We start from the raw sequence: 25,480 nt of genomic DNA, 5'->3' as shown, positions 1-25,480 counted from the left end.
TCAGAACGACGTCTGCGCGGCACCTTTCAGATGCAGCATTTCTCTGGCTTCATCAGGCGTCGCCACTTCCAGCGAAAGCTCCTCGAGGATTCTTCTGATCTTGCGTACTTGCTCCGCGTTGGACGTCGCCAGTTTTCCGCGTTCGAGATACAGGCTGTCTTCGAGGCCGACCCGAACGTTTCCGCCAAACACGGCACCTGCCGTAAGGAGAGGCATTTGGTGGCGACCTGCGCCGAGCACGGAAAAGCGGTAGTTCTCCCTGCCGAACAATCGATCGGCGGTCGAACGCATCACGCTCAGATTCTCGGGATCCGGGCCCATGCCACCCAGAATGCCGAAGATCGACTGGATGAAGAACGGCGGCCTGATCAACCCCTCGTTGACAAAGTGCGCGAGGTTATAGAGGTGACCGACGTCGTAGCATTCGAGTTCGAATCGCGTTCCACACGCTCCGAGCTGTTCGATGATTCTTCGGATATCCCTGAACGTATTGCGGAAGATGATGTCCTCGGTGCCCTCCACGTAGGGCTTCTCCCAGTCGAAGCGCCAATCCTTGATCTTTCTCGCTGCCGGATGGATCGAGAAATTCATCGAGCCCATGTTCAGTGAACACATTTCAGGCTTTGCGACGAGCGGATAGGCCAGCCGGTCAGCCAGCGACATGCTCGTACTGCCACCCGTCGTGATATTGATCACCGCATTTGTCGACCGGGCAATCTGCGGCACGAACTGCTGAAAGACGGCGGGATCGGCGGTTGGTCTACCGTCTTTCGGGTCACGTGCATGCAGATGGAGTATCGCCGCCCCGGCTTCGGCAGCCTCGATTGCCTGTTCCGCAATTTCAGTGGGCGAAAGCGGCAGATGCTTCGACATGGTCGGGGTGTGTATCGCGCCCGTCACTGCACAGCTGACAATGACTTTGTTCATCGTTACCTCGTTCGGTTAGACCGGTTCGCTGAGAACCTTGTATGCATGGGTAAAAGCTTCGTGCGCCGCTCCGCCGAGCGGCTGGCCTTTCCATTCGGCTTGTTCCCATTCGCCAAGCTGGATGCCGGTGTCGTACACAAGTTGCGCACGTGGCGCACGCCGCGCCCAGAAGGCATTCAGTGTTGCGTCGATGTCCGTCATGCCCTCGAGCATCTCGGCCAGCACGATCGAATCCTCGATTGCCATGGCGGCGCCCTCGGCGAGATGAGGTGTGCCCGAGTGAGCCGCGTCCCCGATGAGGAGAACCCGGCCCCGGTGCCACGGCCGGGGCAACATCACGACTTCCATCGGCCTGTACACAACGGCAGAGGAATCGGTGACGAGCTCACGCAGGTCGGCAAGCAGGCCGCCGTATTCCTGCATACGTTCGCGCAGCAACGCGCCGAGTTCGCTGGAAGGCATGCGGGGGTTGCCCTCTTCGGCTGTCACCAGGAAGAGATACATCGTCGACTCGGTGAGCGGCACGAGACCGGCTTTACTTTTTCGACCAAAGTACATCGAGCCCCAGTCGAAACCCTCGGGACGCGGAAAGTTGTATCGCCATACGCCCTGACCGGTGTACTTCGGCTGAATCGCGTCACCAAAGAGCATCGCGCGCATCTTCGAATAGGCACCGTCCGCGCCGATCGCGAGATCAAAGCGATCAAGCGTCCCATCGGTGAACAGCACTTCGACGCCCTCTCCATCGTCACGCAAAGTCTGAACGGTGACGCCGAGACGAACTTCCGTGCCTTGTTCAAGCACGGCTTCGGTCAGGATCTTGTGGAGCGCGGGGCGGGTGATTCCGTTTGCGGCGGGATAGCCGGGCCCGGCGATGTTGAACTCTGCCGCCTCGGCGAGCACGCAGCCATCCGGATCACAAAATCGCCACCCGTTGAAGCCGCGCCCCGCGGCAAGGCATTTGTCACCGAGGCCAATGCTGCGCAATGCACGAAGCATGTTCGACGGTTGAATGATTCCGACACCGTACACGGACCAGTCCGGGTTCTTCTCAACCACCAATGCCTCGATGTTCCGGCGCTTGAGCGCCACCGCCGCGGTGAGTCCAGCGATACCGCCGCCTACAATCAGGACTTTCTTGACATCTTCCACAATCGATCTCCTCCGGGAGGCGAACTGTCGTCACCTCTCCATTCGCTCCTGCAGGTTTATTCGGGCAGTTCGCCGCGCGCGTTCAGATACTTGAACTCCCACTCCGGGGCATCGCGCAGCCATTCCGGGAGGTTATGGACAAAGTGTGCGTACCCGAAGAGAGGAACAGTCCACTCACGAGGCACCCACGCGTCGTCGATATAGTCGCCGTCTGCTCCGTACTCGGCTTCACCTCCCGTCGGGCAGGGCAGGTAGAAGAACAGTGCGGAATCGATACGGTGCCGCCCGAGCCCGAGATAGGATTTCGGCCATCCCTTGCGCTCCATGTAGTTCGCGCCGGTCATGATCTCGTCTATGTCTTCGACGCCGTAGTTCGCGTGGTGAAATCTCGGCTGACCATCGAGCCCGGGAAACGGTAGCGCTGCGTCCAGCAGAAAGAGGTTGTGATGGTTGTTGCTTCCGGCCGCGCGTGAATAGATACCGAAACCGCGCTGGTAGTCCGTCAGACGAAAGTTCAGCCTGTCACGGAAGAATGCGAACGACTTCTTGAAGTCTTTCACGGCGAAGACGACATGGTTGATCGTCTTGGGATGGGCGCGCTTGCGCCATTTACGATGGGTGTTGAGCCGATTGACGACGCCCGGTGCGTTCAGACGGTCCGGAGCGTTTGCCACGGATCGCTTGTGGAAAACCGACAGTGCCATCGGCAATCCGCAATCCGAAAGAAAGTGCGCGTCTCCTTGCTGGTCGACGACCACCTCCCGATCAACCGCAAGGCTCGCAACCAACGTCTCGAGAGACGCGGCGTTGTCGACGCCCCATACGACTTCGCGCACGCCTGGACCTGCAAGAGCACTCTTCGGAAGACGTTTGTCTTCCAGGTTCCGAACAATCACGCTCGATCCATCCGCGAGATCGAAAATCGACTGCTCGGCATTGATCATCGCAAGCGGCAGTCCAAAATCCTCGAAGAACCGCGTGCATTCCGCGACGTCCTCGACGCCGTAAACGAGCGATTTGATTCCAATAATAGTCATGGCATTGACCTAAATTTGAAGACGAACGTGCCCCATGGCCTGCGTGGAAACGCATGCCATTTTTCGAGAGCAACACGGAGGGGATGGCGAGTGACGCCGAGATCAGGTGGGGGTATTCGCAATCATGAATGCCGTCTCCAGTATCTGGTGGCATGAGCCACTTATGTCTTGGTGGTGACAATCATGAGCCGGACACTCCCTCAACTCAACTTGATTGTCTCAATGTGATACATTCATCGTGTGAATGCATCGAAGGGGATGACGCCATGCGATTCAACAAGTTAGACCTGAACCAACTTGTGCTGCTGGACGCGTTGCTTGTAGAAAAGAGCGTCGTGCGGGCCGCCCAGCGCGTGTTCCTGAGCCAACCGGCGACCAGCAACGGCCTGGCTCGTCTGCGCGAGTTTTTCTCCGACGAACTTCTGGTGCACGTGGGCAGGTCGATGGTGCTGACGCCGCTCGCCGAGACACTCGTCGAGCCGGTGAGAGACGTACTCCTCAGGATTCAGGCAATCACGACCGTAAGACCGACCTTCGATCCCTCGACGTCAACGAAACGGATCAGAATCGAGGCGTCCGATTACGTCATCGAGATCCTGCTGGCCGACGTGGTACGCACGGTGTGGGAGTCTGCGCCAGGCATGCTGATCGAACTGTCGGTACTCACCGAGAACTCGCGCGAAAAGCTCGAGAATGGAGACGTCGAGATGTTGGTCGTCCCGGACTTCTTCAACGCCGCAGGCCATCCTTCCGAGAAACTCTTTGAGGACACCTTCTCTTGCCTGATCTGGGAAGGAAACGATGAAGTCACCGGTAAACTGACCAAGGAACAGTACCTGTCGCTCGGACATGTCGCTGTTCAATGGGGGATCAACAGGTTACATACAATCGACGAGACGGTTCTGCTGGAACGCGGCATGCAACGCAGGCGGGAGGTGATCGCGCCCAGTTTTACGCTTGTTCCGCGGCTGCTGGTGGGAACCAACAGGATTGCGACGCTTCACACGCGACTCGCTCGCGCTATCGCACCGTCGTATGGGTTGAGGGTTTTGCCATGCCCGGTACCGCTGCCCAAGCTGACGGAGACCATCCAGTGGCACAAATACCAGCAACATGATTCGGCGCTTTCGTGGTTCAGAGAACAGATCACATCGGTCGCTCGCGCGTTGCCGTCGAGCAAGCGCACGCGTTGAAGCGAGTTCCTGCCAGTCGAGCGCTGGAACGAACGTGAACGGCAGTTCCCGTCGCTTGACCTCAAGGTGCCGCGGGCGCCCGAGCCCTGTCGAGATAGCACGCCAGTATCATTGCTGCCGCGTTGCCCGGGCGGGATCCCCTTAGTTGAGGAACGTAGACGCGGTCGCCGACCGCGATCGCTTGTCTCGACAGGGCGCAGACGCCGCGCTTGCGTGTCGTGAGCAGCCGCCATTTTTGATACCCGTAGCGACCGGTGCATGCGTCGCACCACGAAATCATCACCGTGTCGGGCGTCGGGCGTTCGAGCACGCTGATTGTCGGATTGACCGTCTCGTCCGGCGACGGCAGTCGGTCGCGCGTGACACTCTGGCGACGCGATATGTCCGACGATACCGACGGCATGTCGAACCCGCCTATCGCAGCGACGATCACGAGCCATGGCCCGGCACTGTCGCTCATGTCAGCGCTCCTTGAAACATTTTTCGGCACCGCAATCCAGAATTATATTAAGAACTCCATATCAAATTAATCGATTTCGTACCGGGCATCGCGGAATCCGGCTCGTTTAAATGCATGCGAACACGCTCGCGGCACTTCCGAGCTACCCGGAGCGGGGTTCCTCAGATTATTTGACGCTCCTCGGTGATAAAGAAGACGCATTTATCCCTATCCGAGAAGCGCGCCTCATCCGGATGAACCGAGGCCAAATATTCCGGATCCGAAAAAAACGACTTCACATCTTCAATGGAATCGAACCACAGCTCGGATACGGCATCGTACTCCTGGAGCGATGGCTCCATCGGCTTCCCGTCAATTCCGATCTGTAGCGCATAACTCTGTACATATTTTCTAACATATCGGTGACTTGCCGGGCAACCTCGAACAATGGCCGCATGCGTCTCACTGAGATACTCGATAAATTGTTCTCGCGTGAAACCAGGCTTTCTCTTTACAGCAATGATCAGCTTCATCATAACTCGTCATCCATTTAAAAAAGACGGTCGGGATAGCGCGCTAGTGCTTTCGAAATTACGCTCCGGCACGGTTGCAGGAAAGCGGAAAATTTCTGCTTCGCGTCGCTCGCCATGCCCCCAATTACTACCGCCTTTCAGAGAAAGGCGTTATCAATAATCTCGAAAATGTGCGATGCGTGACGCCGGGATCCATAAGAACGGTCGGCTTTGACCTGCAGCGCTGCAAGGTTCCAGCCGTCATCGTTCCCGCGTTCGGAAGCGTCGGTCAGATCGAGCAACAGGCCATCTTCGAGGTCAACCCGAACGTTTCCACCAAACACGGCACCTGCCGCAAGGAGAGACATTTGGTGGCGGCCTGCAACGAGCACGGAAATCACGTGCATGCAGATGGCGTATCTCCGCCCCGGCCTCGGCAGCCTCGATTGCCTGCTCCGTGATTCCCGTGGGCGAAAGCTGCAGATGCTCCGACATGGTCGGTGTGTGTATGCGTAGTCTTGAATACCGTCTCCAGTATCTGGTGGCGCGGGCCACTTATGCCTTGGTAGTAGCAATCATGGGCCGGGCATGTTCCTGGTTCAACTTGATTGTTTCAATGTGAGGCATTCATCGCGTGAATGTATCGAAGGGGATGACGACCCTCCACCGTTCGAACCGCACCGAAGGTACCGCGATCGAGAGGGCATGCTGCTCGTCCGTTCGGCACTGAGGATGACGCCGATTCCGCACACCCCCTCGTGGGGATCGAGCGTATCTGGGACGTCGCACGGGCGCGATGCCATCCAGCAGCGCCTGCATGTCCGTGATCGTGCGCGGTGCAATAGTGCAATAGAGCGGAACGCCGCCCGGACAGGCGAGACGACCCGTAGTCGGAAGCGCAACGCATGCGAAGGATTCGACGGCGCGCGACTCCAGACCTGCTCGCGCCGCACCAGGCGATCAAACTATTTCATCTGGGCCCGAAGTTCGCTTATCGTGAATTCAAGCCTCGCCCGCTCCGCCGAATCAAATGGGCGCCGGAGGCTATCGATCATCGCTCGCTGGAACTGTCCGATCGCCTCGGAGAACCGGTACGCCGGCACCGCCTCCAGTTGCGCGTCATACAGTTTCAACAATCGCTCAAACAACGCAAGATCTTCCTCCGGCACGAACCATTTTCCGAGACTCGATGCGCGTTCGATACATTGGTCAACGACGCTCTCGGCTCGCTGAAACAGTTCGACGTCCATGCCTTCGGCCGTCGAGTCCAAAAGAAAAAATGTTACGTAGACTGTTCTTGCAAGATGTCCAACCTGAATTGCTCCACCTTGTCCGCTGCGAACGGCTGCGAGCGCAACATGCGCCTCCAGCGACAATGTCCTGACATTCGCGTTACTCAACGGCAACAGTTGCGCCTTCGTAAGGGGCTTGCGCTTGATACGTGAGCTCCGAGTCATTTCCGTCCTGTTTATGCCTGGTTGGTCCGGCCAGACTCGAATAGACTACCGAGCATGAACCGGCTGTTCGAACCGATTTCGTAACGTCCGATGTGAAAGCTCCATGACGCCCCGAAAAGTCGAATTCCAAAACGAGATGGAGACGATGCATCCATCGTCAGAAATTAAAATTAATACGATATATTTAAATAGACAAAACCATTCCGGAGTTATCAACGAACAGCACCCACGGCGTTCGATACTCAAATAAAAGTGCAGCGCACGATCATCTCTTGCTCGGCAGGGAAATGGTTACGGCGAGGCCGCCCCCGTCGCGGGGCATGGCGCGAATATCGCCGCCGTGCAAAATCAGTGCGCGCCGGGCAATGGCCAGCCCCAACCCCGTCCCGGGCACCGCGGTGGCCTCGTCGCGCTGGTACGGCTCAAGACGCCGAAAAGGCTCAAAAATCTCTTCGCACAACTCCACCGGTACACCCGGCCCTCTGTCACATACGGTAACCTCGAGCCATTCCGCGCCATCATGGGTAGATTGAGATGGCTTGAGCTTGCGCGCGCACACCTCGATGACCGTACCGGGTGCGGTGTATTTGACGGCATTGCGGACGACGTTCTCAAATGCGCGATAGAGCGGCTCCCCAACGACATCTGCCACAAAGCCGTCCGATGCGTCCAATGTCACGGCACAACCACGCCCCTGTGCCTCGAACGCGGCATCCTGCACAATATCGGCCAGCAATTCCACGACATCCACGCGCTCGCGGACAGGATTCATCGCTCCCACTTCCAGCTTGTGCAAAGTCAGGAGTTCTTCAATCAACTGGTCCAGCCGTTCGGTTTCCCGCGTAATGCGCCCGGCCATTGCCTCGGCCGAATGAGGGTCTTGCTGCATCAGTCCGATCGCGGCTTGAATGCGCGCCAGCGGCGATCTCAGTTCGTGCGATACATCGTGAAAGAGTTGGCGTTGCTGTACCGCGGCCTGCTGAAGACGTGCGGCCATGTCGTCGAACTCGCGCGCGAGGTCCGAGAACTCATCGCGTCGGGCACCAAGCGCGGGGGAAACACGAACTTCGAATCGCTCCCGCGCCGCGTCGCGCAGCGCCGAACTGAGGTGGCGCAACGGTTTTGACAAATGCCACGCCATCATGAAAGCCAATGGCAGTGCTACCACGGCTCCCGAAATTCCAGGGATGAGTAAAATCCAAGGCATCGCGCCCGACGGCGGGGGATTGTGTCCTGTCGCGGAAAGATAGGCGCCCGCGCATCCGAATGCTGCCACCATGGCAAGCCACAGCAAGCGAAACGCTCGCCAAAACAGGCGTCCGAGGGGCATTTGCATCATTTAGTCAGTGAGAAGCTGATAGCCCATCCCGCGTACGCTCACAATCCACGGCTGCCCGTCAGCGCGTTGCCCCAGTTTCTGGCGGATGCTGCTGACATGGACATCGATGCGACGGTCAAAACGTGCCAACGGCCGATCAAACGCCTGCAGCGAGATGTCCTCCTTGCTGACGAGCCGCCCGGCATGACGCGCCAGGATCTCGAGCAGGCTAAACTCCGTCCCGGTCAAGTCGAGCGTTGCTCCTTGCCAGGTAGCGCGCCTGCTGGAAGGCCACAGGACAAGTTGGCCAGTGTGGATCGGGCTACCGATACCGGATGCATCCGTACTGGATACGCGGCGCAGAATCGCCCGTAGACGGGCAACGAGTTCGCCGGGCGTGCAAGGTTTGGGAACATAGTCGTCCGCGCCGAGATTGAGCCCTGCGATGCGGTCAATGTCATCGCCTCGGGCCGTCAGCATGAGGACCGGCACTTTGCTCGCCGAGCGAATGCGCCGAAGCGCCTCGATACCGGTCAGGCGCGGCATCATCACGTCGAGAACGACAATGGCGAACCGCCCCGAGAGCGCGCCAGCCACACCCGCCTCCCCATCGTGCGCAACTTCAGCCGCAAAACCCTCATGAGCAAGGTACTGCACCAGCATACCGGTCAGTTCGGCGTCGTCATCGACCAGTAGCACCGCGGTCATGGAAGATTGGTCGGGATTGATCATGGGATCAGTATGGCGCGCCTGTGCGGGACGAGAAAGTCCCTCGCATCGAATTTTACGCAACTTAACTTACCCATACCGCACTGGATCGTCCGCTCGGGACAATGGCAGCCTTCGACTCGGGTTGAGCCATGGAGCATGCGTTGAAAATGATGAGGCAACAATGGCAGCGAATGGCATGGCCGGCCGGAATTGGGTACGTCCTCGCGCTATGCGCCTGCTCGCTGCAACCGCCATATCAAGCGCCACATGCCATCTCGGCCACCAATTGGCACGCGGAATTGCCACACGGTGGCAGTGTCGAGCATCTTGTCGACTGGTGGCGCCGTTTCAACGATCCGGCAGTTGCGGAATTGATCAGCATCGCAGAGGAAGATAGCCCGACGATCGCAAAGGCCGTAGCCCGTATCGCGGACGCACGCGCCACTCTCGCGTCCAGCGATTCCGCAGCCTCGCCCTCCTTGACCGGCAGCGGCACGCTGACGCGCGCGGAGTCCTCTTTCGCGACAGGCAGCATCGCCCAAACAAGCCTGGCAACCACGCGAAGCGGCTCGCTCGACGCCGAGTGGGAACTCGACTTGTTTGGCAAGGTGCGTTCAGCCCGCGAAGCATCGCGCGCCCAGTTGCAAGCCCGCATCGACGATTGGCACGACGCTCGCGTGTCGCTGGCAGCCGAAGTCGCCGACGACTATGTGCAATACCGCGCATGTCGCCAGCTTGCCAGCGCCTATGACAAATCGGTCGAATCTTATGCCGCAACGGAAGTAGCGACGCTCAAGTTCGTCGCAGCCGGCATGACGCCCGCGTCGGACGGCGATCTCGCTCAAGCCAGCACCGCGAGCGCACGCGCGACCGCTACTCAACAGAAAGTGACATGTGAAGAATTGATCAAGTCTCTGGTCGAGCTGACCGGTGCCGACGAGCAAGCGCTGCGCGCAATCGTCGACCGATCGGGAGCGCCCGATCTGCCTCGTCCCGAAGCTTTCAGTGTGCAAACGACACCGGCCGACCTGATCAGGCAGCGCCCGGATCTCGCCTCGTCGGAGCGCGCACTCGCGTCGGCTTACGCATCGATCGGGAAAGCCCGGGCGGAGCGCCTTCCAAGCCTGTCCCTGTCCGGGTCGATCGGGCTCTCGGCCACCAATCTCACCAGTCCGCTTTCAACATGGTCGTTCGGACCGAGTTTGTCCGCGCCGATCTTCGATGCCGGAAAACGCAAGGCCGCCGTGGATTCGGCACTCGCAGCGTATGACGAGCAGATCGCCTCATACCGCAGTGCAGTACGCAGCGCGGTCAAGGAGGTCGAGGTGGCACTCACCGACCTCGATGGTGCGGCGCGCCGGACCGACGACGCACGCCGCGCAGCGGAAAAATATCGCCGCTACACGGACGCGGTCGAAATCAATTGGCGTGCGGGCTTCGACACGTTGCTGACGCTGGAACAAGCGCGTCGCTCGCTGACGAACACGGAGATCGCGTATATCGAGCTTCGGCGGGATCGCGTACGCAGCTGGATTTCACTCTACAAGGCCCTGGGCGGCGGCTGGCAAGACACCGATGTCGCTGTATCGACGGCCCCCGCCACACCCGCCACCTCCCAAGGAACAACACAGTGAAGCTGAGTCGACGCACGTCCGCATGGACGGCCATCCTCTTCGTCGGAATCGGAGTCTTCTGGGTCATCAGACCCGGCCTCAAAGCCGCCGACAAACCCGGTTCGCCTCCGGCCGCGCTGTCCGTGAGCGTCGTCATGCCGCAGTACCTGCAATGGCCCGACACCATCGAAGCCAATGGCAATACCGCGGCCTGGCAGGAGGCAATCGTCGGTGCCGAGACGGGCAGCTTGCGCATTACCGAGTTGCACGCCGATGTGGGGAGCACAGTGAAGCGCGGCCAGTTGCTTGCACGGCTCGCCGACGACACCGCAACGGCCAACTTGCGCAAGCAGACGGCCGCGGTCGCCCAGGCACGTGCAAACCTGGATCAAGCCGAAGCGGACGTGAAGCGCTCGAGGCTGGTCGCGGACAGCGGCGCCCTGTCGCGCCAGAAACTTGACGAGTACAGCGTCACGGCGGCCGTCGACCGCGCCGCGCTGGCCTCGGCGCAAGCCGAGCTGCAGAATGCGCGGATCACACTGTCGCAAACGCGAATCGTCGCGGTGGACGACGGGACCATTTCGTCACGCTCCGCATTACTCGGCAACGTTGTCAGCGTGGGCACGGAACTGTTTCGACTCATTCGTGGCGGACGAGTCGAGTGGCAGGCGGAAGTCGATCCTCGGCAACTCGCGCGTATTCGCGCGGGTCAGTCAGCACACGTGACCCTACCTGGCGGCAAAACCGTCAACGGGAACGTCCGACTGGTCTCCCCGACCGTGTCGACCAGCACCGGCCGTGCCATTGTCTACGTCGCCCTGAGCGGGCACGATGCGCAGCCCGGCATGTTTGCTGGCGGCAACATCGAATTGGGCATGACGAACGCGTGGACGCTACCGGAAGCGGCACTGGTGCCGCGCGATGGTCGAACCGACATTTACGTGCTCAATTCCGACAGCACGACCGTTACACGCCGTACCGTCATCGTTGGCCGCCACCGCGACGGACGCAGCGAGATCCTCTCGGGCCTCGAGTCCGGGATGCGCGTCGTGAACGGCGGCGGCGGCTTCCTATCCGACGGCGTAGTCGTGAAGGTGATTGCCGACAGGCAATCACCCGGCAACGCACCATCCAGGCCCACTGCAACCGACACCGAACGGGGGCGCGCGTCGTGAATATCTCCTCCTGGTCGATTCGCAATCCGGTTCCCGCGATACTTTGCTTTATCCTGCTCACCCTGTTCGGACTCATTGGCTTTCAACGCCTGCAACTGCAGGACTTTCCGGAGATGGATCTCCCGACCGTCACCATCTCCGCGTCACTTGAAGGTGCGGCGCCGTCGCAGCTGGAAAATGAGGTAGCACGCAAGATCGAGGACAAGCTTACGTCGATTTCGAAGCTCGATCACATCACGACCGAGATCACCGATGGCGCGGTGAGCATCAGCGTCACGTTCAAACTGGAAAAGGATCCGCAAGCCGCACTGAGCGAAGTGCGTAACGCCGTAGACAGCGCACGCGCAGACCTGCCGGGCGAAATGGCGGCGCCGACCGTTTCAAAGGTCGACAACGCAGGGGCTTCACTGCTCACCTACGCAGCGCACTCGACGAAGCTGGATGAACAAGACCTTTCGTGGCTCGTCGACAACGACCTGTCCAAAGTGCTGCTTTCAGTCAAAGGCGTGTCCAAGGTGGAACGCATCGGCGGCATTGATCGAGAGGTGCATATCGATCTGAATCCGTCGGTGATGTCGGGTCTCGGCCTGACGGCAGAAACCGTTTCGGATCAGCTCAAGGCGATGCAACGCGAGCGCTCGGGCGGCCAAGGGGATATCGGCGGTCAACGGCAAGCAGCACGCACGCTCGCCGGCATCGGGACGGTACAGGACGTGGCCGCGCTGACCATCGCCGCCGGCGACGGGCGTCGCGTGCGCCTCGATCAAATCGCGCGTGTCGGCGATGGTGCCGCCGACCGCACGACCTATGCCTACATCAACGGCAAGCCTGTCATTGGCGTGCAGATCACGCGTGCGAAAGGATATTCCGACGTCACGGTGGTACATGACGTACGTCGAGCCATCGCCGAATTCCAAGCCAGGAATCCGCAAATACGGATCGACGAGGCAAGCAACACCGTCACCCCCATCGAGGACAACTACAAAGGCTCGATGAGCATGCTGGTCGAGGGGGCGCTTCTCGCGATCGTGGTGGTTTGGTGGTTCTTGCGCGATGGTCGTGCGACGCTCGTGTCCGCGGCGGCGCTGCCGCTCTCGATCATCCCCACTTTCGGCTTCATGTATCTGGCCGGATACACGTTGAATACCGTGACGCTGCTCGCACTCTCGCTCGTGATCGGGATCCTGGTCGACGATGCGATCGTCGAAATCGAGAACATCGAGCGTCATCTGCGCATGGGCAAGCCACCCTTTCAGGCCGCGATGGAAGCCGCGGATGAAATCGGACTCGCAGTCATTGCGACGACACTCAGTCTCGTCTCCGTCTTTCTGCCGACGGCGTTCATGACAGGCATTCCCGGATTGGTCTTCAGGCAGTTCGGGGTAACGGCCTCCGTGGCCGTGGTGATGTCACTACTGGTGGCACGGCTGCTCACGCCCATGATGGCCGCCTACGTGATGAAGGCGGCAATGCACGAAGGGCCCGACGGATCGATGATGACGCGTTATCTGGGCTGGGTCCGAACATGTCTGGACAAGCGTCGACGGACAGCAATCGCCGTCGGCATATTCCTGGTGCTGTCGTTCGCGCTGATTCCGGCGTTAAAAACCGGGTTCATCCCGTTCCAGGACAAATCGCAGACGCAGATAAAGCTGGAACTGGAGCCGGGCGCCACGTTGGAGCAAAGCCGCGACATCGTCTTCCAGGCAGGCAGATTGATCGGTCAGTTGCCGGAAGTAGCCGGTGTATTCGGATCGGTTGGTCGCTCGACCGATGCAAGCAATCCTGCCGCCGGGACAAGCAGCGCCGTGGACGCACGGAGTTCAACGCTCATCGTCGATCTAGTGCCTCGCAAGGAGCGAAGCCTCAAGCAATTCGAGGTGGAAGAGATCATTCGCGCGAAGCTGCGCGAATTGCCTGGCGTACGCGTCTCCGCAAATAACGGCGGCAATGGCGAGAAGCTGCAGATCACATTGGCCGGCAGCGATCCCGCTGCGCTGGAGGCGGCGGCCGCTGCATTGGAAAAGCAGTTGCGCACGCTGCAGGGAATCGGCAACGTCTCATCCAGTGCGGCGCTGCAGCGTCCCGAAGTGCAATTCAGGATCGACCCGGCACGCGCTGCCGCACTCGGCGTGACGGCCGAGGCGGCGGCTGACGCCATGCGCATCGGTACCTATGGCGACTACTCCACGTCGCTGCCGAAGCTGAACTTGCCCGAACGGCAGATCCCGCTACGCGTGCGCGTCGACCCCTTGCTACGGCAGGATCTGGATGCAATCGGCCAACTGCGCGTGGCAGGCACCCACGGCAGTGTGACGTTGAACTCCGTCGGCTCGCTCTCGATCGGAAGCGGCCCATCGCAGATCGACCGAATTGACCGTGATCGCAATGTCACGCTTTCAGTGGAACTCAATGGACGCACACTCGGCGAAGTCAGCCAGGAAGCACAGCAATTGCCAGCGCTCAAGTATCTGCCGCCCACGATCCGTCAGGTGCAGCAAGGCGAGGTCGAGCACATGGACGAGTTGTTCGGCAGCTTCGGTGTCGCCATGGCGATCGGTATCTTCTGTGTATACGCGGTGCTGGTTCTCCTGTTTCACGATTTCCTTCAGCCGGTCACCATTCTTTGTGCATTGCCGCTATCGGTCGGTGGCGCACTGCTTTCGCTGCTCGTCACGCGCATGAGTTTTTCCATGCCGGCGCTAATAGGACTGCTGATGCTGATGGGTATCGTCACGAAAAACTCGATACTGCTGGTCGAGTACGTCGTGATCGCACGACGCGAGCGTGGAATGAGCCGGCTGCAAGCGCTCGTCGACGCGTGCCACAAGCGCGCGCGTCCGATCCTGATGACGACCATTGCGATGGGAGCCGGCATGTTGCCAAATGCGCTTGGACTCGGTGCGGAGCCCAGCTTTCGTCAGCCGATGGCGATTGTCGTCATCGGTGGCTTGCTTGCATCGACGTTTCTGAGTTTGGTCGTGATTCCCGTCGGCTACACGTACGTGGACGACTTTGAGCACTGGATCCGGCGCCTCTCCAGGCGCACGGCGAGAATGACCGGCTGATCTTCAGCGACGTTCCGTGACCGATCAGGCAGTGAGTCTCGCACCGACATTGTCGGAATCCGGCCAGGCCCGATGGGCCGCGGCCGGAAGCGGGTTGCGATTCGCGCGTTGCGAGTCGCTCGTTGTAGGACGTCCGCCAGCGTCAGAAGAGTGCCCGTGGCGGCGGCGCGACCGCGAAACCATTCGCGGTTCAGCAATTCGGCCCCGGCCCGACCGGCCTGAGACACGATGCGTTATCGCCAATATCCAGGCCTCACCCGATCTGCATGACCGTCGCACCAGGCTCATTTCACCACCGCGCGGCTTCACGCCTGGATTCGTCGGTAACGTGCTTTCTTGCCCTGCCCCTCTTGCCCTCTTCGGATGACATCAGCTTGGCTGATGCCTCCGGGAAAAGGGTGGAAAGCCAATCAGCTTCCGACCGCCATCGGTCGGGTCTGATTGGATTGCGACAGTATCGACGCGAGGTTCACCGCCGGGTTGACGTGAAAACCCTGATTCAGAGAATTCTTCTGATCGGCCGATTTCGGATTATTGATATGCTTCACAGCTTCGTAAAAGCTCAGTTCGCCCACCTTCCGGGCGACGGACTCAACCCCCAAAAACGGTATCCGATAGTTATACTCCACCTGCGCAACCTTACCGTTTATCACCACATCGGCTTTTATTTCGTCCTTCAACACCATTGCAACAGGGGGCAGAATGATGGAAACGATGAGAGTCGCAGATCGCATCGCAACGCTGCGCTCCTTGTACGCCTTGATCATAATATTCGCATGCATATTAGGATCGATCTTTACGCCAGCCTTTTCGGCTGCGGCAATGTAGCCGTTTCGTAGCGATTCCGGGACCGCCGGTCGGACCTCGCACTCTCCACAGTCGATGGAAACCTCAATATCCGGCACACTTTCCGGAAAAACCGTCGGCTTTGCAGGCTCCAATAGCGTGCACCCGGCAAGGGCAAATGCAACTGAAACCGTACCTACCACTGCAAATCTAGTCATGAAGCTCACGATTCTGATACTCATATGCAGGAATGTCCTGTTGTAAATTGATTGAAAAATTGCGATTCAAAACCTGCCAAAAATTTTGAAAGAAAAATTCGCAGATACCCGTGGGTCGAGCTTGATCCTGATCAGCCATATTCGTGACGTGGACCATCCTCCCGAATACCGGATCGGGATCGGGATCGGGATCGCAGCGCGATAACCGAGAGTGCCAACCTCGCATCGCGACATACCAACCACGCCACAAACGCCTGATACGCTACGTCACAAGAGGGATATATCCGTCACACGACGTCACCTCTTGTACTTAGTCGAGGTCGAACTGGTGCATAAACGGTCGATTCCTCTTTTTAACGGGGAAGCGCCATCACATGTATTGGAGCGAGATCATTCGTCCGGATCGCGACAGCTTTCAACGTCGGTGCATTTGTACAAAGTCCACCGGAAGCCGGGACCCCGGACCCGGGAGTTGCCCGGGCCCTTAAAGGGTCTTCGCCTGGAAGCTCGCGAGAACATATTCGAACAGCCTGCATTTCCGAAGAGAATCTCCGCGGCATCCCGGAGAAAGCGTTGATGGGTACCACACCTCAACCCACCGATCGGGCATCGAAGCCGCCAACCAAATACGATATTCGGATGTTCATCGTAAACACGCATGTGTCGATTCCACTATGTCAGGAAGCAGTCATGCAACGCCCAAGCCGGAAAAGATGGATCAATCAGACACGCTCAGACCGAAACGCCCCCAGGCACCGGACCGTTCAACCTACGGCGAGAGCGCGTCGCTCCGGCAACTACCCTCGAACCATGGAGATTCCGCCGGTTGCGCTCGCACGCGCTGCGCCCTTGACGGATTCGCCTGCGTCAGAGAAGGTTCGGCTGCGTGCGGACTCGCGGTCGATAATCTTCGACCCGCCTGCTTCATTAAAGCCGCGTGTTGATGACGGTCGTGACCCGATGGCCAGTTACACGCTCCCGGCATTCTCAGTTCACACCCGGTTCGACTACGCTCGTCGTCATTCCTTTGCAGCAGCGTCGCACCGACATTAGTGCGGCGGCAAGGTCGAAGGCTAATCGTGGAATAAAATAGAGTACGCCAACCAGCCATCGAACAAAGCATCGGAATCGATATCGATGGCCAGTGCGCAAAGCAGTACCGCTGCAGCACCTATCACGAGTACGGCGAGCTGACACACCAATGGACATTTATGTCGATCGCTCATGCCAGCCTTTCTGCTCATTCTTTATGAACACATAGCCGTGCCCGCGTACGGTCTGAATATAGCGGGGCGCGCCAGGATTGGGTTCGAGCAATTTACGCAACCGAACAACGGTGGCGTCCACGGCACGTAACGAAATCGCTTCATCACGACCGTGCGAAACGGCCCTCAACCGTTCGCGCGACACCGAAATCCCGGCATTTACCGTTAGCTCGGCAAGCATCGAGAATTCGACGGTCTTTAGAATTCTTACATCTTTCCCTCGTATCAGGCTTCGTCTTGCCACATTGAATTCGTAGTCTCCGATTTGTATCGGAACATTGGAATCCCATAACCCGCCCGGCGCCGACGATGCGCGGCGCAAGACTGCCCGCACCCGCGCGAGCAACTCGCGGGATGTATAGGGTTCGCTCAAACAGTCATCGGCTCCCGTTTCGAGCGCAAGCACGCGCTCAATGTCGTCACCGTGGTCGTTCAGCAAGATTATGGGAATGCGGTCACCGTCCGCACGCAACTCGCGACAAGCACAAAGTCCCGACATATTTGGCAAGACCGCGTTCAGCACGATCAAATCCGGACGTACCCGATGAATCCGAAGCAGCATTTCCTCTCCGGTCTTCATTTGCGTTATTAACAATCCGTATTTTTCAAGATACGCACAAAGCCTGGCTCTCTGACTGAAATCGTCGTCTACGACAAAGAGGTGATAGGGACGAGGAAATTTCATGGACAAGACGAAGTTGACTGTTGCAAGGTGCATCGGCGCCGGGAATCGATGGCAGATACAGACCAGCAAGTCGCCTCTTTAGCGAGTTAATCCGGTACCCGCGCATGCACCTCGGACGGGTAGTCGTCGCAACTCGGACATTGAAACAAGTGAACCATCGGGGTACGGCCGGAGCACGAGGTCGAAACCTGACGAACCTTAGGGACCGTCGATTCACGTATCGTAGACTTGGTTACCGTTCACCACGGTTCGGGAATGTTAAGTTGCGTAAAGTCCTCCAGGCGTTTCATTCGCAATACGGCCACTTGAGTTTTGTTTCCGACCTGGCTGTCGATGGATCTTCGACGTGCCTTCGCTTTACCAACGGGCAGCGTCCACACGTTGCTTGAGCCTGTCGATTTCCGGCTGGCCGTGAAGTCACCACGATGGCCGGTTCGATCAGCCATTTCGCCGGCGCGCAGCGCCTGCTCGCTCGAAGTGTCGCCTGGCGGCGCACGCGTCCGCGCCATGCGCAATCACGCGCCCCGGAAGAAACTGAATGACTGCATGGCGGCGCCCCCTCCGTGTCGACCGCCTGTCGAAGGCCCGGCGCGTGCATTCCCCGCGAACGCGTTCGGCCGTCGGTATCGCGTTGCAGGGAAGGGTTCACATCGTCGCGATCGTCCCTGGGGTGCCGTTCGATGTCGTCCAGATGCGGAAACGAAGGTGTAGCAAGGCGGCGAAAGATCGCTCTTGTGGATTCGCGGGCTCCACGCGATCGCACTCGCCTTCGGCTCGACCAGCCTGTTCCCGCAGTGCCCGGGTTCAGGCCGCCGGAGCACCATGAGCACGCGCCGGCCGCACCACCGCGCGGATCACTGCCGACGCGCTCCCGACGTGCAGCAGGCAGCGTGCCGGCGTTTCGGGCGCCGCGCCTTCCCATTTGTCCAAGGTCCAACAGTTGGTGCTTCGGCGATCGGGTGGCAGGCATCGTGCGTTTGCGACCGCCTGCCGCTCCCGCAAGCCTAGGCCGGGTTTGGAGTCGGCTCAACCAAACTGGGCCTCGATTTCCGCCTTGCATTTCAACAACGTGCCCTTGATCTCCGACAGCTGCCGCTCGAACCGCACTGAAGGTACCGCGATCGAGAGGGCATGCTGCTCGTCCGTTCGGCACTCGAGGATGATGCCGATTCCGCACACCCCCTCCTCGTGCTCCTGGTCATCGAGCGCAAATCCGGTACGTCGCACGGAGGCGATGTCGTCCAGCAGCGCCTGCATGTCCGTGATCGTGCGCGGGTTCCGCGCGTCCAGATGGCCGCTCACGAGCCTCCGGATCTCGTCGTCTTCCAGCGTCGACAGAATGGCTTTCCCGTGCGCGGTGCAATAGAGCGGAAACGCCGCCCAGACGGGCGAGACGACCCGTAATTCCCGATCGGATGCGTACTGGAAGATGGTCATCGCGTGCGATCCACGGAAAACCGACAGGTCGACCGTCTCGCGCAATCGCCTCGATGCGGCTTCGATAAATGGCGCACTGATCGCGACCACGTCCGTATGGATCGACGCGGCAAGCCGCGTGATCGCCGAACCCAAGCGAACGCCGGCCGCACCGGCGACCACGAAACGTCGGGCCTCGAGTGCGCCGACCAGACGCTGAACCGTGCTCTTCGGCAGGCCGGTCGCCTTCGCGATGTCGCCCAGGCTCAAGCCCGACGCCTGCCCCTCGAGTGCTTCCAGCACCGATACCGCACGCGCCACCACCTGTTTCCCGCCCCCATCACCTTCCCGGTCATCTGTCACTTCATTTCTCCCTTGACGCCCGGGTGAAATTTTGCCAGACTTTGCATCGCACCGCTATACGGTACACAAGTATCGAATAGCGGTGCGATTGCGGCGTATCAAAAACGCCGAAGCGCAGCGCGTCTCGGTGCATTCCGCGCAGACAAGGGGTTCGCCCCCGTTTCAGGATCTAACGGCTGCGCGGCTTGCAATTCGAACAAATCAGAGCGGTGTGCGTCTTTTCCGGACTCTGATTGGCCACCATCGGATGGGTGATCGAGAGTGGTTCCAGGTGATATGTACGACTAATGAGGTACGAAGCGATGACAACGGATATCAAACGACGACGGATTCTCGGTGCGGCCCCGGCCCTTCTTGCGGGTGTTGCAGTTGCAAACACGCTGCCGTCGGCGATGGCGGCCACGCCTGCGGCGGCCGGTGGCTGCACGGAAGCCGATCGGACGAGGATTACGTACTATCAGGTGCCGATGCAGAAGCGTTGGCCGATCAACGAGCAGCTCGTGCAGGAAAAGTCATACGCCAAGTACTTCACGAAGGACCTGGTCGCACCGATGGCAATGGTGAACGCCCTCGAGCAGGGCCCGCTGCCGCCGGAATACGTCCTGCCGCCGACGGTTGCAGGTCTCGACAAGATGATGCACACCTTCGAAAGCGCACCGGTCTCCGGCTATGCGCTGGTTGAAGAAGGCCCCCTGGCCTACGCGCAGTCGCGTCACGTCTTTCCGGGCGTCACCGCCAAGATGTTCGAATGGTGGTTCACGTGGCACCCGCTGGAAAGCGAACGGTACATGCTGTGGTTCCCGTACGCGCATATCCACAACTCGGTGGAAGACCCGAAGCGGCTGGCCAACTCGAAGCTGTCCTACGGCGAGCGCCTGTATGGCAACCCGAACCACATCACCGAGTACATCGGCAACCTCTTCCTCGACGGCTACATCAACTTCGATACGCCGGAAAGCTTCGGCGTCAGCAAGGCTGCCCTGAAGGAACACGGGTTCACGTTCAATGCCAGCGGGATCATCACGCCGGCAGACGCACGCGATACGCCGCTCGTCCTGATGATCCACCTGGGTCGCGACACGCCGGCCGGGCTCGAGATGATCAATCGCTACTGGATCGGGACGCACGCGTCCTTCGATCGCTTCAAGAAGTTCCCCGGCGGCGCGCATCTCTCGAAGTCGCTGATCCAGCGCATGGGGATGGACAAGGTCGCACTGGAAAACTTCGCATACGAAATGGCGCTGCACGACATGACGGAGTTCACCTGCCTCGGCGGCTTCCTGCCGCAGATCTACCGCGAGTATGGCGTCTGAAGCATCGGCGTCGGCGTCCGCCCGGGCGATCCGCCTCGGGCGTTGCGCCGGGCTGACATGACGTGCGTCACGTGAATGCGCTCCCGGGCCAGACACGTGACGCAGCAAGCGGTAACGGCAGCGGACTCAAGCCAGGGGTACCCGCCGGCCATTGCCAGGACGGAAGCCAGGTGTCGTACGCGAACCGCGCAGTCGAAACATCGGATGCCGGTACGGACGTGGCAATCGAAGCGCGGCGACCCCGCGCCCGATACATTGCCCGGGCGCGTGTGCGACGACCTGCCCCTGCGCGGCGATCGAGCCGGCGAAGTCATGACCAGACGCAATCTGGACACTGCAACGCATTCGTTGCCGCTTGCCCATGGCCGGCATCACAACGGTGCCGGAAGACAGCTTGACGTTGCGCGCGCGACAGTCCGCCGGGATGCGATTCCCGCATCCGCGGCCGGAGAGGTTGACCGTCGAACGACAAGCCATCCACGCGATCGGACTACGGCTTGGCAGGCCGCCGCGAGCGCCCGGAAGCGGGCCGGCACCGGTGCAAGACCTCCCGCTTCGACCGCCGGCGGCTGCGGCAAGACTCCCGCCGGATCTCTGGCGGCACGGACTCGATGTTCGGGAAGCGGAATCCAGGTTGAATATCTCAGATGAATACGATCAAGAACATGCGCATCTTCATGACGGTTGTTGCCTCGGGAGGGTTCTCTCCCGCGGCAAAACGCATGAGGGTTTCCGCATCACGGGTATCGCGCGCGATATCGGAGCTCGAGAACTATCTGCAGGCGCGACTGCTGAACCGCAGCACGCGCACCTTCATGCTGACTGAAGCCGGCGAAAAGTACCTCGAGCGTTGCAAGACGATCATGAAATGGCTGGACTCGGCCGAAGCGGAAGCCCGAGGGGCGATCGAAGATCCCACCGGCACGCTCCGGGTATGCGCGCAGCTTGGATTCGGGCAGAGCGAAAGCGTATCGACCGTCCTGCGGTTCCGGGAGAAGCATCCTTCCATCGATGTCGACCTGGTGCTTTCGGACGCACCGTTGCATCTCATCGACGGCGGCTACGACACTGCCCTGGTGCTGGCCCCCGCGCTGCCCGATTCCGATATGGTTGCCCATACGCTGGGCGCCGTCGCGGCAGTGGCGTGTGCATCTCCCGAGTATGTTCGATGCCACGGCGCACCACGCAACCTCGACGATCTCGCACGGCACACCTGCCTGCGCATGGTCACGCCGCATATGCCGACAGGCACCTGGACGCTTGCCGGCAAGGAAGCGCTCGACCGGATCCGGGATTTACCCGTCCGGCTTTCCTTCAATCACGAGAGCGCATTGCTCGCCGCGATGCAGGAAGGGTTCGGGATCGGCGTGCTTCCCGCCGCGTCGGCCCTGCCCGCGCTTCAACGCGGCGAACTGGTTTGCGTGCTTCAGGACGTCAAGCTGAGCGCGCTCAACCTGTACGTCATCTATCCATCTCGCCAGTTCATCGATGCAAAGACACGGGCCTGGGTGGAGTTCCTGAAGCACGAGATTCCGTTGGCACTTGCCGATAGTCATGACCGGTTTGCGGAAGTGTCCGAGCGCCCGCTCGAACAGGTCGTGCCCGCGACGTCTTCCCGATTCGACTAGCGCGGCGATTGGCGTCCAGTCGAGCTGGCATGCGAGTGGACATGAAGAAGCGATGCACCGAAAACGCAGATCATCGGATTTCCACGGGAAGGTGAAACCGGCATGTCGATCCAGGATTCCTGTTCATGACGCTCCTCTTCATGATTGCCACCCTCACTTCCGGCGGAGAAATCGCTCCGGTGCCGGCCTGCCATGCGATCAAGCGCCGCGGCATCGAACACGCCATGTACTTCGCTCCCGGCATGCTCGCGACGAGATTTCCAGCGGCGATCCGCGTCATGGAAACCGCACCCGTCCATGCTTCCCGGACGATACCTGTGACACCCGGTTCCGGCGTCGTCAAGTTATTGACTTGCACTCCTGACGAACAACCCGGACTTCCACCTGGGCCGTGCAAGCCGGCCCGGGGCAACGCGAGATTGGCCAGGGTCGGCGAAGCCGGCCGGCAGCGGAGACGATCACGATGAAACGAAAGAATATCCCGCTCTGCGTGGGGGCCATTGCCCTGTCGGCGTCCGGTTCCGCTTTTCCGCAGAGCAGCGTAACGGTCACGGGCCTGATCGATGCCGGCGTGACCTATGTGAACAATCAGCACGGCGGTTCGAAGACGTTCCTCGACAGCGGCATCTTTGCGCCGAACCTGCTGACCCTCAAGGGAACGGAAGATCTGGGTGGCGGAACCCATGCGATCTTCGAACTGACCTCGCAGTTCGATCTCGGCAACGGTTCGATCAACCCGGGTGCGGGCGGCATCTTCAGCCGCACGTCCTATGTCGGGCTCTCCAATGATCGCCTGGGTTCGGTGACGTTCGGCAACCAGTATGACTTCATGTACGAGACGCTCACGCTCGGTTTTTTCGACGGCGCGCTTCTCGCAGGCGGGATCTACGACTTCAGGCAAGGCCCGTTCGCCGCGCTTGGCGTGCCGGGAAACCCGACAGGGTCGTTCGACTTCGACCGGGCGGGCGGGACGTCGCGCGTAGCGAACTCCGTCAAGTACCGCAGTCCGGGCAATTCCGCGCTGCAGTTCGGCGCGCTCTACGGATTGGGCGGCGTCCCGGGTTCATTCTCGGCGAATTCGACGCTGAGCTTCGGGATGAACTATACGAATGGCCCACTGGCGCTCGGCGCGGCCTACACCAACGTCAAGTACACGGGCCTCTTCGAGGGCGGGGACGGCAGTATCCGCAACTTCGGGTTCGGCGCGCATTACCGCTTCGGCAGCGTGCTGGCGATGTTGCTGTATACGAACACGGCAAACACCGCGAGCAACGCGAAGATCAACGTGTACAAGACCGGCGCACAGTGGGACATAGGCGGGCCGTGGGCCGTCGGCCTGAACTACACATTCATGGACGGCAACGCCGTGCTGGACAACAACCGGGCGCATCAGGTCAGCGGCGTGGTCCAGTATCACCTGTCCAAGCGGACCTTCGTCTACGTGGAAGGTATCTATCAGCACGCGAGTGGAGACGCGCCGGTGACGCAGGCGTGGATCAACGCGCTGAACCAGCCTGGCAGTGCGTCGACGAGCGGAACTCAGGTTCTCGCGCGCATCGGCCTGTCGACGCGCTTCTAGCGCATCGTGCGTTCGACACCCGCCGATACGACCGCATTCGATCGACACGGGCAACTTGTGGCACGCGTCCGTCAGCTCGCGCGCGCCGTTGAATATCGCATGTCTTGACTACAGCAAAGGGAGTGATTCATGACCGGACTCGTCCATTCGTGGTTGTCGGTGTGGCTCTGGGTGGCCACCGCAACAGGCATCGCCTTCACGGCCTTCATCATTCGCAAATGGAACACATGGGGCTGGGGAGATCGCCTGGCGGCACTCACCGCCGTGTGGATCGTGCCCCACGTCTGGGAGGAGTGGGTCATCCCGGGCGGCTTCCACTACATCTACAACACCATCTCGGGGTCCGCCGCACCCGACCGGTACCCGATGAACGAGCTCACCGACATGATCACGAACTTTGGCGTGCTCATCCTGGGCGTGGCGGCCGTCATGAGGTGGGGGGGACGCGCGTCAGTAGCCATCGCCGCGATGCTTTTTTGCGCCGTCGAAGTGGTCGCGCACACCCTGTCCATATCGTCATCGCTCAACGCATTCGGCAGCCGCGGCCAAACCGCCTGGTACGACCCGGGCCTCGTGACCGCCCTGCTTGGGTACCTCCCGCTTTTCATCGGCTTCGTCGTCTACTTCGTGCGGAACAAACCGCGCCCGAACGGGCGCCAATGGCTTGCCGGCGTCGCGATGCTGGGCGTGCTCCTCGTCACCATCTGGGGCCCGGAAGCGCTGCTCAAGGATCCGCAATCGCCGTACCCTTTCCCGAATCACGGCTACTACGGTCAATTCGTCGCCAAATAAATTCACGCAACAGGGGCGGGCCCGCACGTCGCGCCGCGACATCATCGCGGCGTGGGCCGTTCGAGCACGCTGACGATCGGCCTGCTCGTCGCGCCCCGCGGCGGCAGCCGGCCTCGCATCACGCTGCGCCGCCGCGACAGGCCTCACGAAACGGAGAGCATGTCGAAACTGCCGATCGCGGCCACGCTCATGAGCCCGGGCGATGCACGGTCGTTCATGCCTGCGTTCCTGGAAACGTCGCGCAGCGCCGCAACGAGCTGCGTTAGGACAAACGGATGCGCAGTCGCACCCTGCCGTTGATGCGCCCTGCGACCCACGGCAGGGTCGCCCTGGAGAAGCCGTGCAGCGCCTGCCGGCGCCGCCGGTAGCGCATCGGGTGGCTGAACTGCGCGAAACGCCCCTGGATCAAGCCGCCACGATAGAACCCGAACTGCCCGAGCGAATCGCCTGCCGGACAACCGCTACCGCGACATCATGTTCATGCTGACGTTGTGCATCACCCACAGCGTGCCGACGATCAGGATCGCCGCCGTGAGCACCGTATAGCTGAACGCCATCACGTTCCAGCGCTGGCCCGACGAGCTGTTCATGTGCAGGAAGTACACGAGATGCACGATGATCTGCACGAACGCGAGCACGGCGAGCGCAATCAGCGATGCATGCGGCGACAGCACGCCGCCCATCACGAGGCCGAACGACGCGGCCGTGAGCAGCACCGACAGGATGAAGCCGGCGACATAGCCGCCGACGCTGCCGTGCCCTTCTTCGAGTTGAGACGAATGCGAATGGGCCATTTAGATCACGCTCGCGAGATAGACAAAGGAAAACACGCA

Annotated in this window: 23 protein-coding genes and 1 pseudogene; 8 read left to right on the top strand and 16 right to left on the bottom strand. The window is 60.3% G+C overall.

The genetic code is table 11. The annotated features are described in order from the left end of the window. The 3 genes from GQ56_RS0127325 to GQ56_RS0127315 are packed head-to-tail and all read right to left on the bottom strand — an operon-like array spanning position 1 to position 3,116. A complete protein-coding gene (locus GQ56_RS0127325) occupies positions 1-927 on the bottom strand; it encodes a BKACE family enzyme (RefSeq protein ID WP_031401678.1) in 927 nt (308 codons plus the stop codon). A gap of 15 nt (positions 928-942) precedes the next feature. Further along, a complete protein-coding gene (locus tag GQ56_RS0127320) occupies positions 943-2,079 on the bottom strand; it encodes an FAD-dependent oxidoreductase (RefSeq protein ID WP_043301677.1) in 1,137 nt (378 codons plus the stop codon). 56 nt (positions 2,080-2,135) lie between these two features. After that, positions 2,136-3,116, bottom strand: a complete 981-nt coding sequence (locus GQ56_RS0127315; protein ID WP_031401676.1) for a VOC family protein — start codon at positions 3,114-3,116, stop codon at positions 2,136-2,138. A gap of 266 nt (positions 3,117-3,382) precedes the next feature. Here GQ56_RS0127315 and GQ56_RS0127310 point away from each other — a divergent pair, with 266 nt between their 5' ends. Next, positions 3,383-4,309, top strand: a complete 927-nt coding sequence (locus tag GQ56_RS0127310) for a LysR family transcriptional regulator (RefSeq protein ID WP_043301676.1) — start codon at positions 3,383-3,385, stop codon at positions 4,307-4,309. A 61-nt stretch (positions 4,310-4,370) separates the two neighbouring features. Here the strand turns inward: GQ56_RS0127310 and GQ56_RS41995 are convergent, their stop codons facing one another. The 7 genes from GQ56_RS41995 to GQ56_RS0127285 form a co-directional block, all read right to left on the bottom strand. After that, on the bottom strand, positions 4,371-4,769 hold the full coding sequence (locus tag GQ56_RS41995; RefSeq protein ID WP_075123035.1) for a DUF3331 domain-containing protein: 399 nt from the start codon (positions 4,767-4,769) through the stop codon (positions 4,371-4,373). A 161-nt stretch (positions 4,770-4,930) separates the two neighbouring features. Continuing rightward, positions 4,931-5,281 carry an EthD domain-containing protein gene (locus GQ56_RS41990; protein ID WP_161788584.1) on the bottom strand — a complete coding sequence of 117 codons (351 nt, stop codon included), beginning with the start codon at positions 5,279-5,281 and terminating at the stop codon, positions 4,931-4,933. Positions 5,282-5,418: 137 nt separating this feature from the next. Further along, entirely contained in the window at positions 5,419-5,562 is a 144-nt protein-coding gene (locus tag GQ56_RS47270) for a hypothetical protein (protein ID WP_161788583.1), read from the bottom strand. Between the two features lie 16 nt (positions 5,563-5,578). Continuing rightward, positions 5,579-5,755 (bottom strand): 3-keto-5-aminohexanoate cleavage protein, encoded by a 177-nt coding sequence (locus tag GQ56_RS47265; protein WP_081894982.1) that lies wholly within the window; start codon positions 5,753-5,755, stop codon positions 5,579-5,581. A gap of 470 nt (positions 5,756-6,225) precedes the next feature. Further along, positions 6,226-6,717 carry a hypothetical protein gene (locus GQ56_RS40240; protein ID WP_152601869.1) on the bottom strand — a complete coding sequence of 164 codons (492 nt, stop codon included), beginning with the start codon at positions 6,715-6,717 and terminating at the stop codon, positions 6,226-6,228. A 265-nt stretch (positions 6,718-6,982) separates the two neighbouring features. After that, entirely contained in the window at positions 6,983-8,053 is a 1,071-nt protein-coding gene (locus GQ56_RS0127290; RefSeq protein WP_031401672.1) for a HAMP domain-containing sensor histidine kinase, read from the bottom strand. A gap of 3 nt (positions 8,054-8,056) precedes the next feature. Beyond that, positions 8,057-8,743 carry a response regulator transcription factor gene (locus GQ56_RS0127285; RefSeq protein WP_031401671.1) on the bottom strand — a complete coding sequence of 229 codons (687 nt, stop codon included), beginning with the start codon at positions 8,741-8,743 and terminating at the stop codon, positions 8,057-8,059. A gap of 152 nt (positions 8,744-8,895) precedes the next feature. On the opposite strand from GQ56_RS0127285, the gene GQ56_RS0127280 reads away from it, so the two are divergent. The 3 genes from GQ56_RS0127280 to GQ56_RS0127270 are packed head-to-tail and all read left to right on the top strand — an operon-like array spanning position 8,896 to position 14,602. Beyond that, positions 8,896-10,380: an efflux transporter outer membrane subunit gene (locus GQ56_RS0127280; RefSeq protein WP_407638607.1), complete on the top strand. Its 1,485-nt coding sequence runs from the start codon at positions 8,896-8,898 to the stop codon at positions 10,378-10,380. Then, positions 10,377-11,534 carry an efflux RND transporter periplasmic adaptor subunit gene (locus tag GQ56_RS0127275; RefSeq protein WP_052007344.1) on the top strand — a complete coding sequence of 386 codons (1,158 nt, stop codon included), beginning with the start codon at positions 10,377-10,379 and terminating at the stop codon, positions 11,532-11,534. The genes GQ56_RS0127280 and GQ56_RS0127275 overlap by 4 nt, the downstream gene beginning before the upstream one ends. Continuing rightward, complete coding sequence (locus GQ56_RS0127270; RefSeq protein WP_031401668.1) at positions 11,531-14,602, top strand: efflux RND transporter permease subunit; 3,072 nt, start codon at positions 11,531-11,533, stop codon at positions 14,600-14,602. The genes GQ56_RS0127275 and GQ56_RS0127270 overlap by 4 nt, the downstream gene beginning before the upstream one ends. 410 nt (positions 14,603-15,012) lie before the next feature. Here the strand turns inward: GQ56_RS0127270 and GQ56_RS46260 are convergent, their stop codons facing one another. The 4 genes from GQ56_RS46260 to GQ56_RS0127260 form a co-directional block, all read right to left on the bottom strand. After that, complete coding sequence (locus GQ56_RS46260) at positions 15,013-15,630, bottom strand: hypothetical protein (RefSeq protein WP_200878008.1); 618 nt, start codon at positions 15,628-15,630, stop codon at positions 15,013-15,015. 1,185 nt (positions 15,631-16,815) lie between these two features. Continuing rightward, the gene (locus tag GQ56_RS41980; RefSeq protein WP_075123039.1) at positions 16,816-17,556 is read right to left on the bottom strand and encodes a response regulator; all 741 of its coding nucleotides are present in this window, start codon (positions 17,554-17,556) and stop codon (positions 16,816-16,818) included. A gap of 239 nt (positions 17,557-17,795) precedes the next feature. After that, the gene (locus tag GQ56_RS44770) at positions 17,796-18,065 is read right to left on the bottom strand and encodes a hypothetical protein (protein ID WP_152601868.1); all 270 of its coding nucleotides are present in this window, start codon (positions 18,063-18,065) and stop codon (positions 17,796-17,798) included. 517 nt (positions 18,066-18,582) lie between these two features. Continuing rightward, positions 18,583-19,335 carry an IclR family transcriptional regulator gene (locus tag GQ56_RS0127260; RefSeq protein ID WP_031401666.1) on the bottom strand — a complete coding sequence of 251 codons (753 nt, stop codon included), beginning with the start codon at positions 19,333-19,335 and terminating at the stop codon, positions 18,583-18,585. Between the two features lie 287 nt (positions 19,336-19,622). Here GQ56_RS0127260 and GQ56_RS0127255 point away from each other — a divergent pair, with 287 nt between their 5' ends. The 4 genes from GQ56_RS0127255 (at position 19,623) to GQ56_RS0127240 (ending at position 24,647) form a co-directional block, all read left to right on the top strand. Next, positions 19,623-20,648 carry a DAPG hydrolase family protein gene (locus GQ56_RS0127255; protein WP_200878007.1) on the top strand — a complete coding sequence of 342 codons (1,026 nt, stop codon included), beginning with the start codon at positions 19,623-19,625 and terminating at the stop codon, positions 20,646-20,648. A 647-nt stretch (positions 20,649-21,295) separates the two neighbouring features. Beyond that, positions 21,296-22,276 (top strand): LysR family transcriptional regulator, encoded by a 981-nt coding sequence (locus GQ56_RS0127250; protein ID WP_052001532.1) that lies wholly within the window; start codon positions 21,296-21,298, stop codon positions 22,274-22,276. Positions 22,277-22,739: 463 nt separating this feature from the next. Beyond that, on the top strand, positions 22,740-23,855 hold the full coding sequence (locus GQ56_RS0127245) for a porin (RefSeq protein ID WP_034199770.1): 1,116 nt from the start codon (positions 22,740-22,742) through the stop codon (positions 23,853-23,855). Between the two features lie 129 nt (positions 23,856-23,984). Beyond that, a complete protein-coding gene (locus GQ56_RS0127240; RefSeq protein WP_031401662.1) occupies positions 23,985-24,647 on the top strand; it encodes an HXXEE domain-containing protein in 663 nt (220 codons plus the stop codon). A gap of 262 nt (positions 24,648-24,909) precedes the next feature. On the opposite strand, the pseudogene GQ56_RS46680 reads toward GQ56_RS0127240, so the two are convergent. Next, positions 24,910-25,089: pseudogene (locus GQ56_RS46680) on the bottom strand (NAD(P)/FAD-dependent oxidoreductase); the annotation flags it as partial. 19 nt (positions 25,090-25,108) lie between these two features. Then, the gene (cyoD, locus tag GQ56_RS0127230) at positions 25,109-25,441 is read right to left on the bottom strand and encodes a cytochrome o ubiquinol oxidase subunit IV (protein ID WP_031399413.1); all 333 of its coding nucleotides are present in this window, start codon (positions 25,439-25,441) and stop codon (positions 25,109-25,111) included. Positions 25,442-25,480: the final 39 nt, after the last annotated feature.

The organism is Burkholderia paludis, assembly GCF_000732615.1.
Classification (GTDB): domain Bacteria; phylum Pseudomonadota; class Gammaproteobacteria; order Burkholderiales; family Burkholderiaceae; genus Burkholderia; species Burkholderia paludis.
Note: the sequence above shows the minus strand (reverse complement) of the source record. Positions and strands in the feature narration are given on the sequence as shown.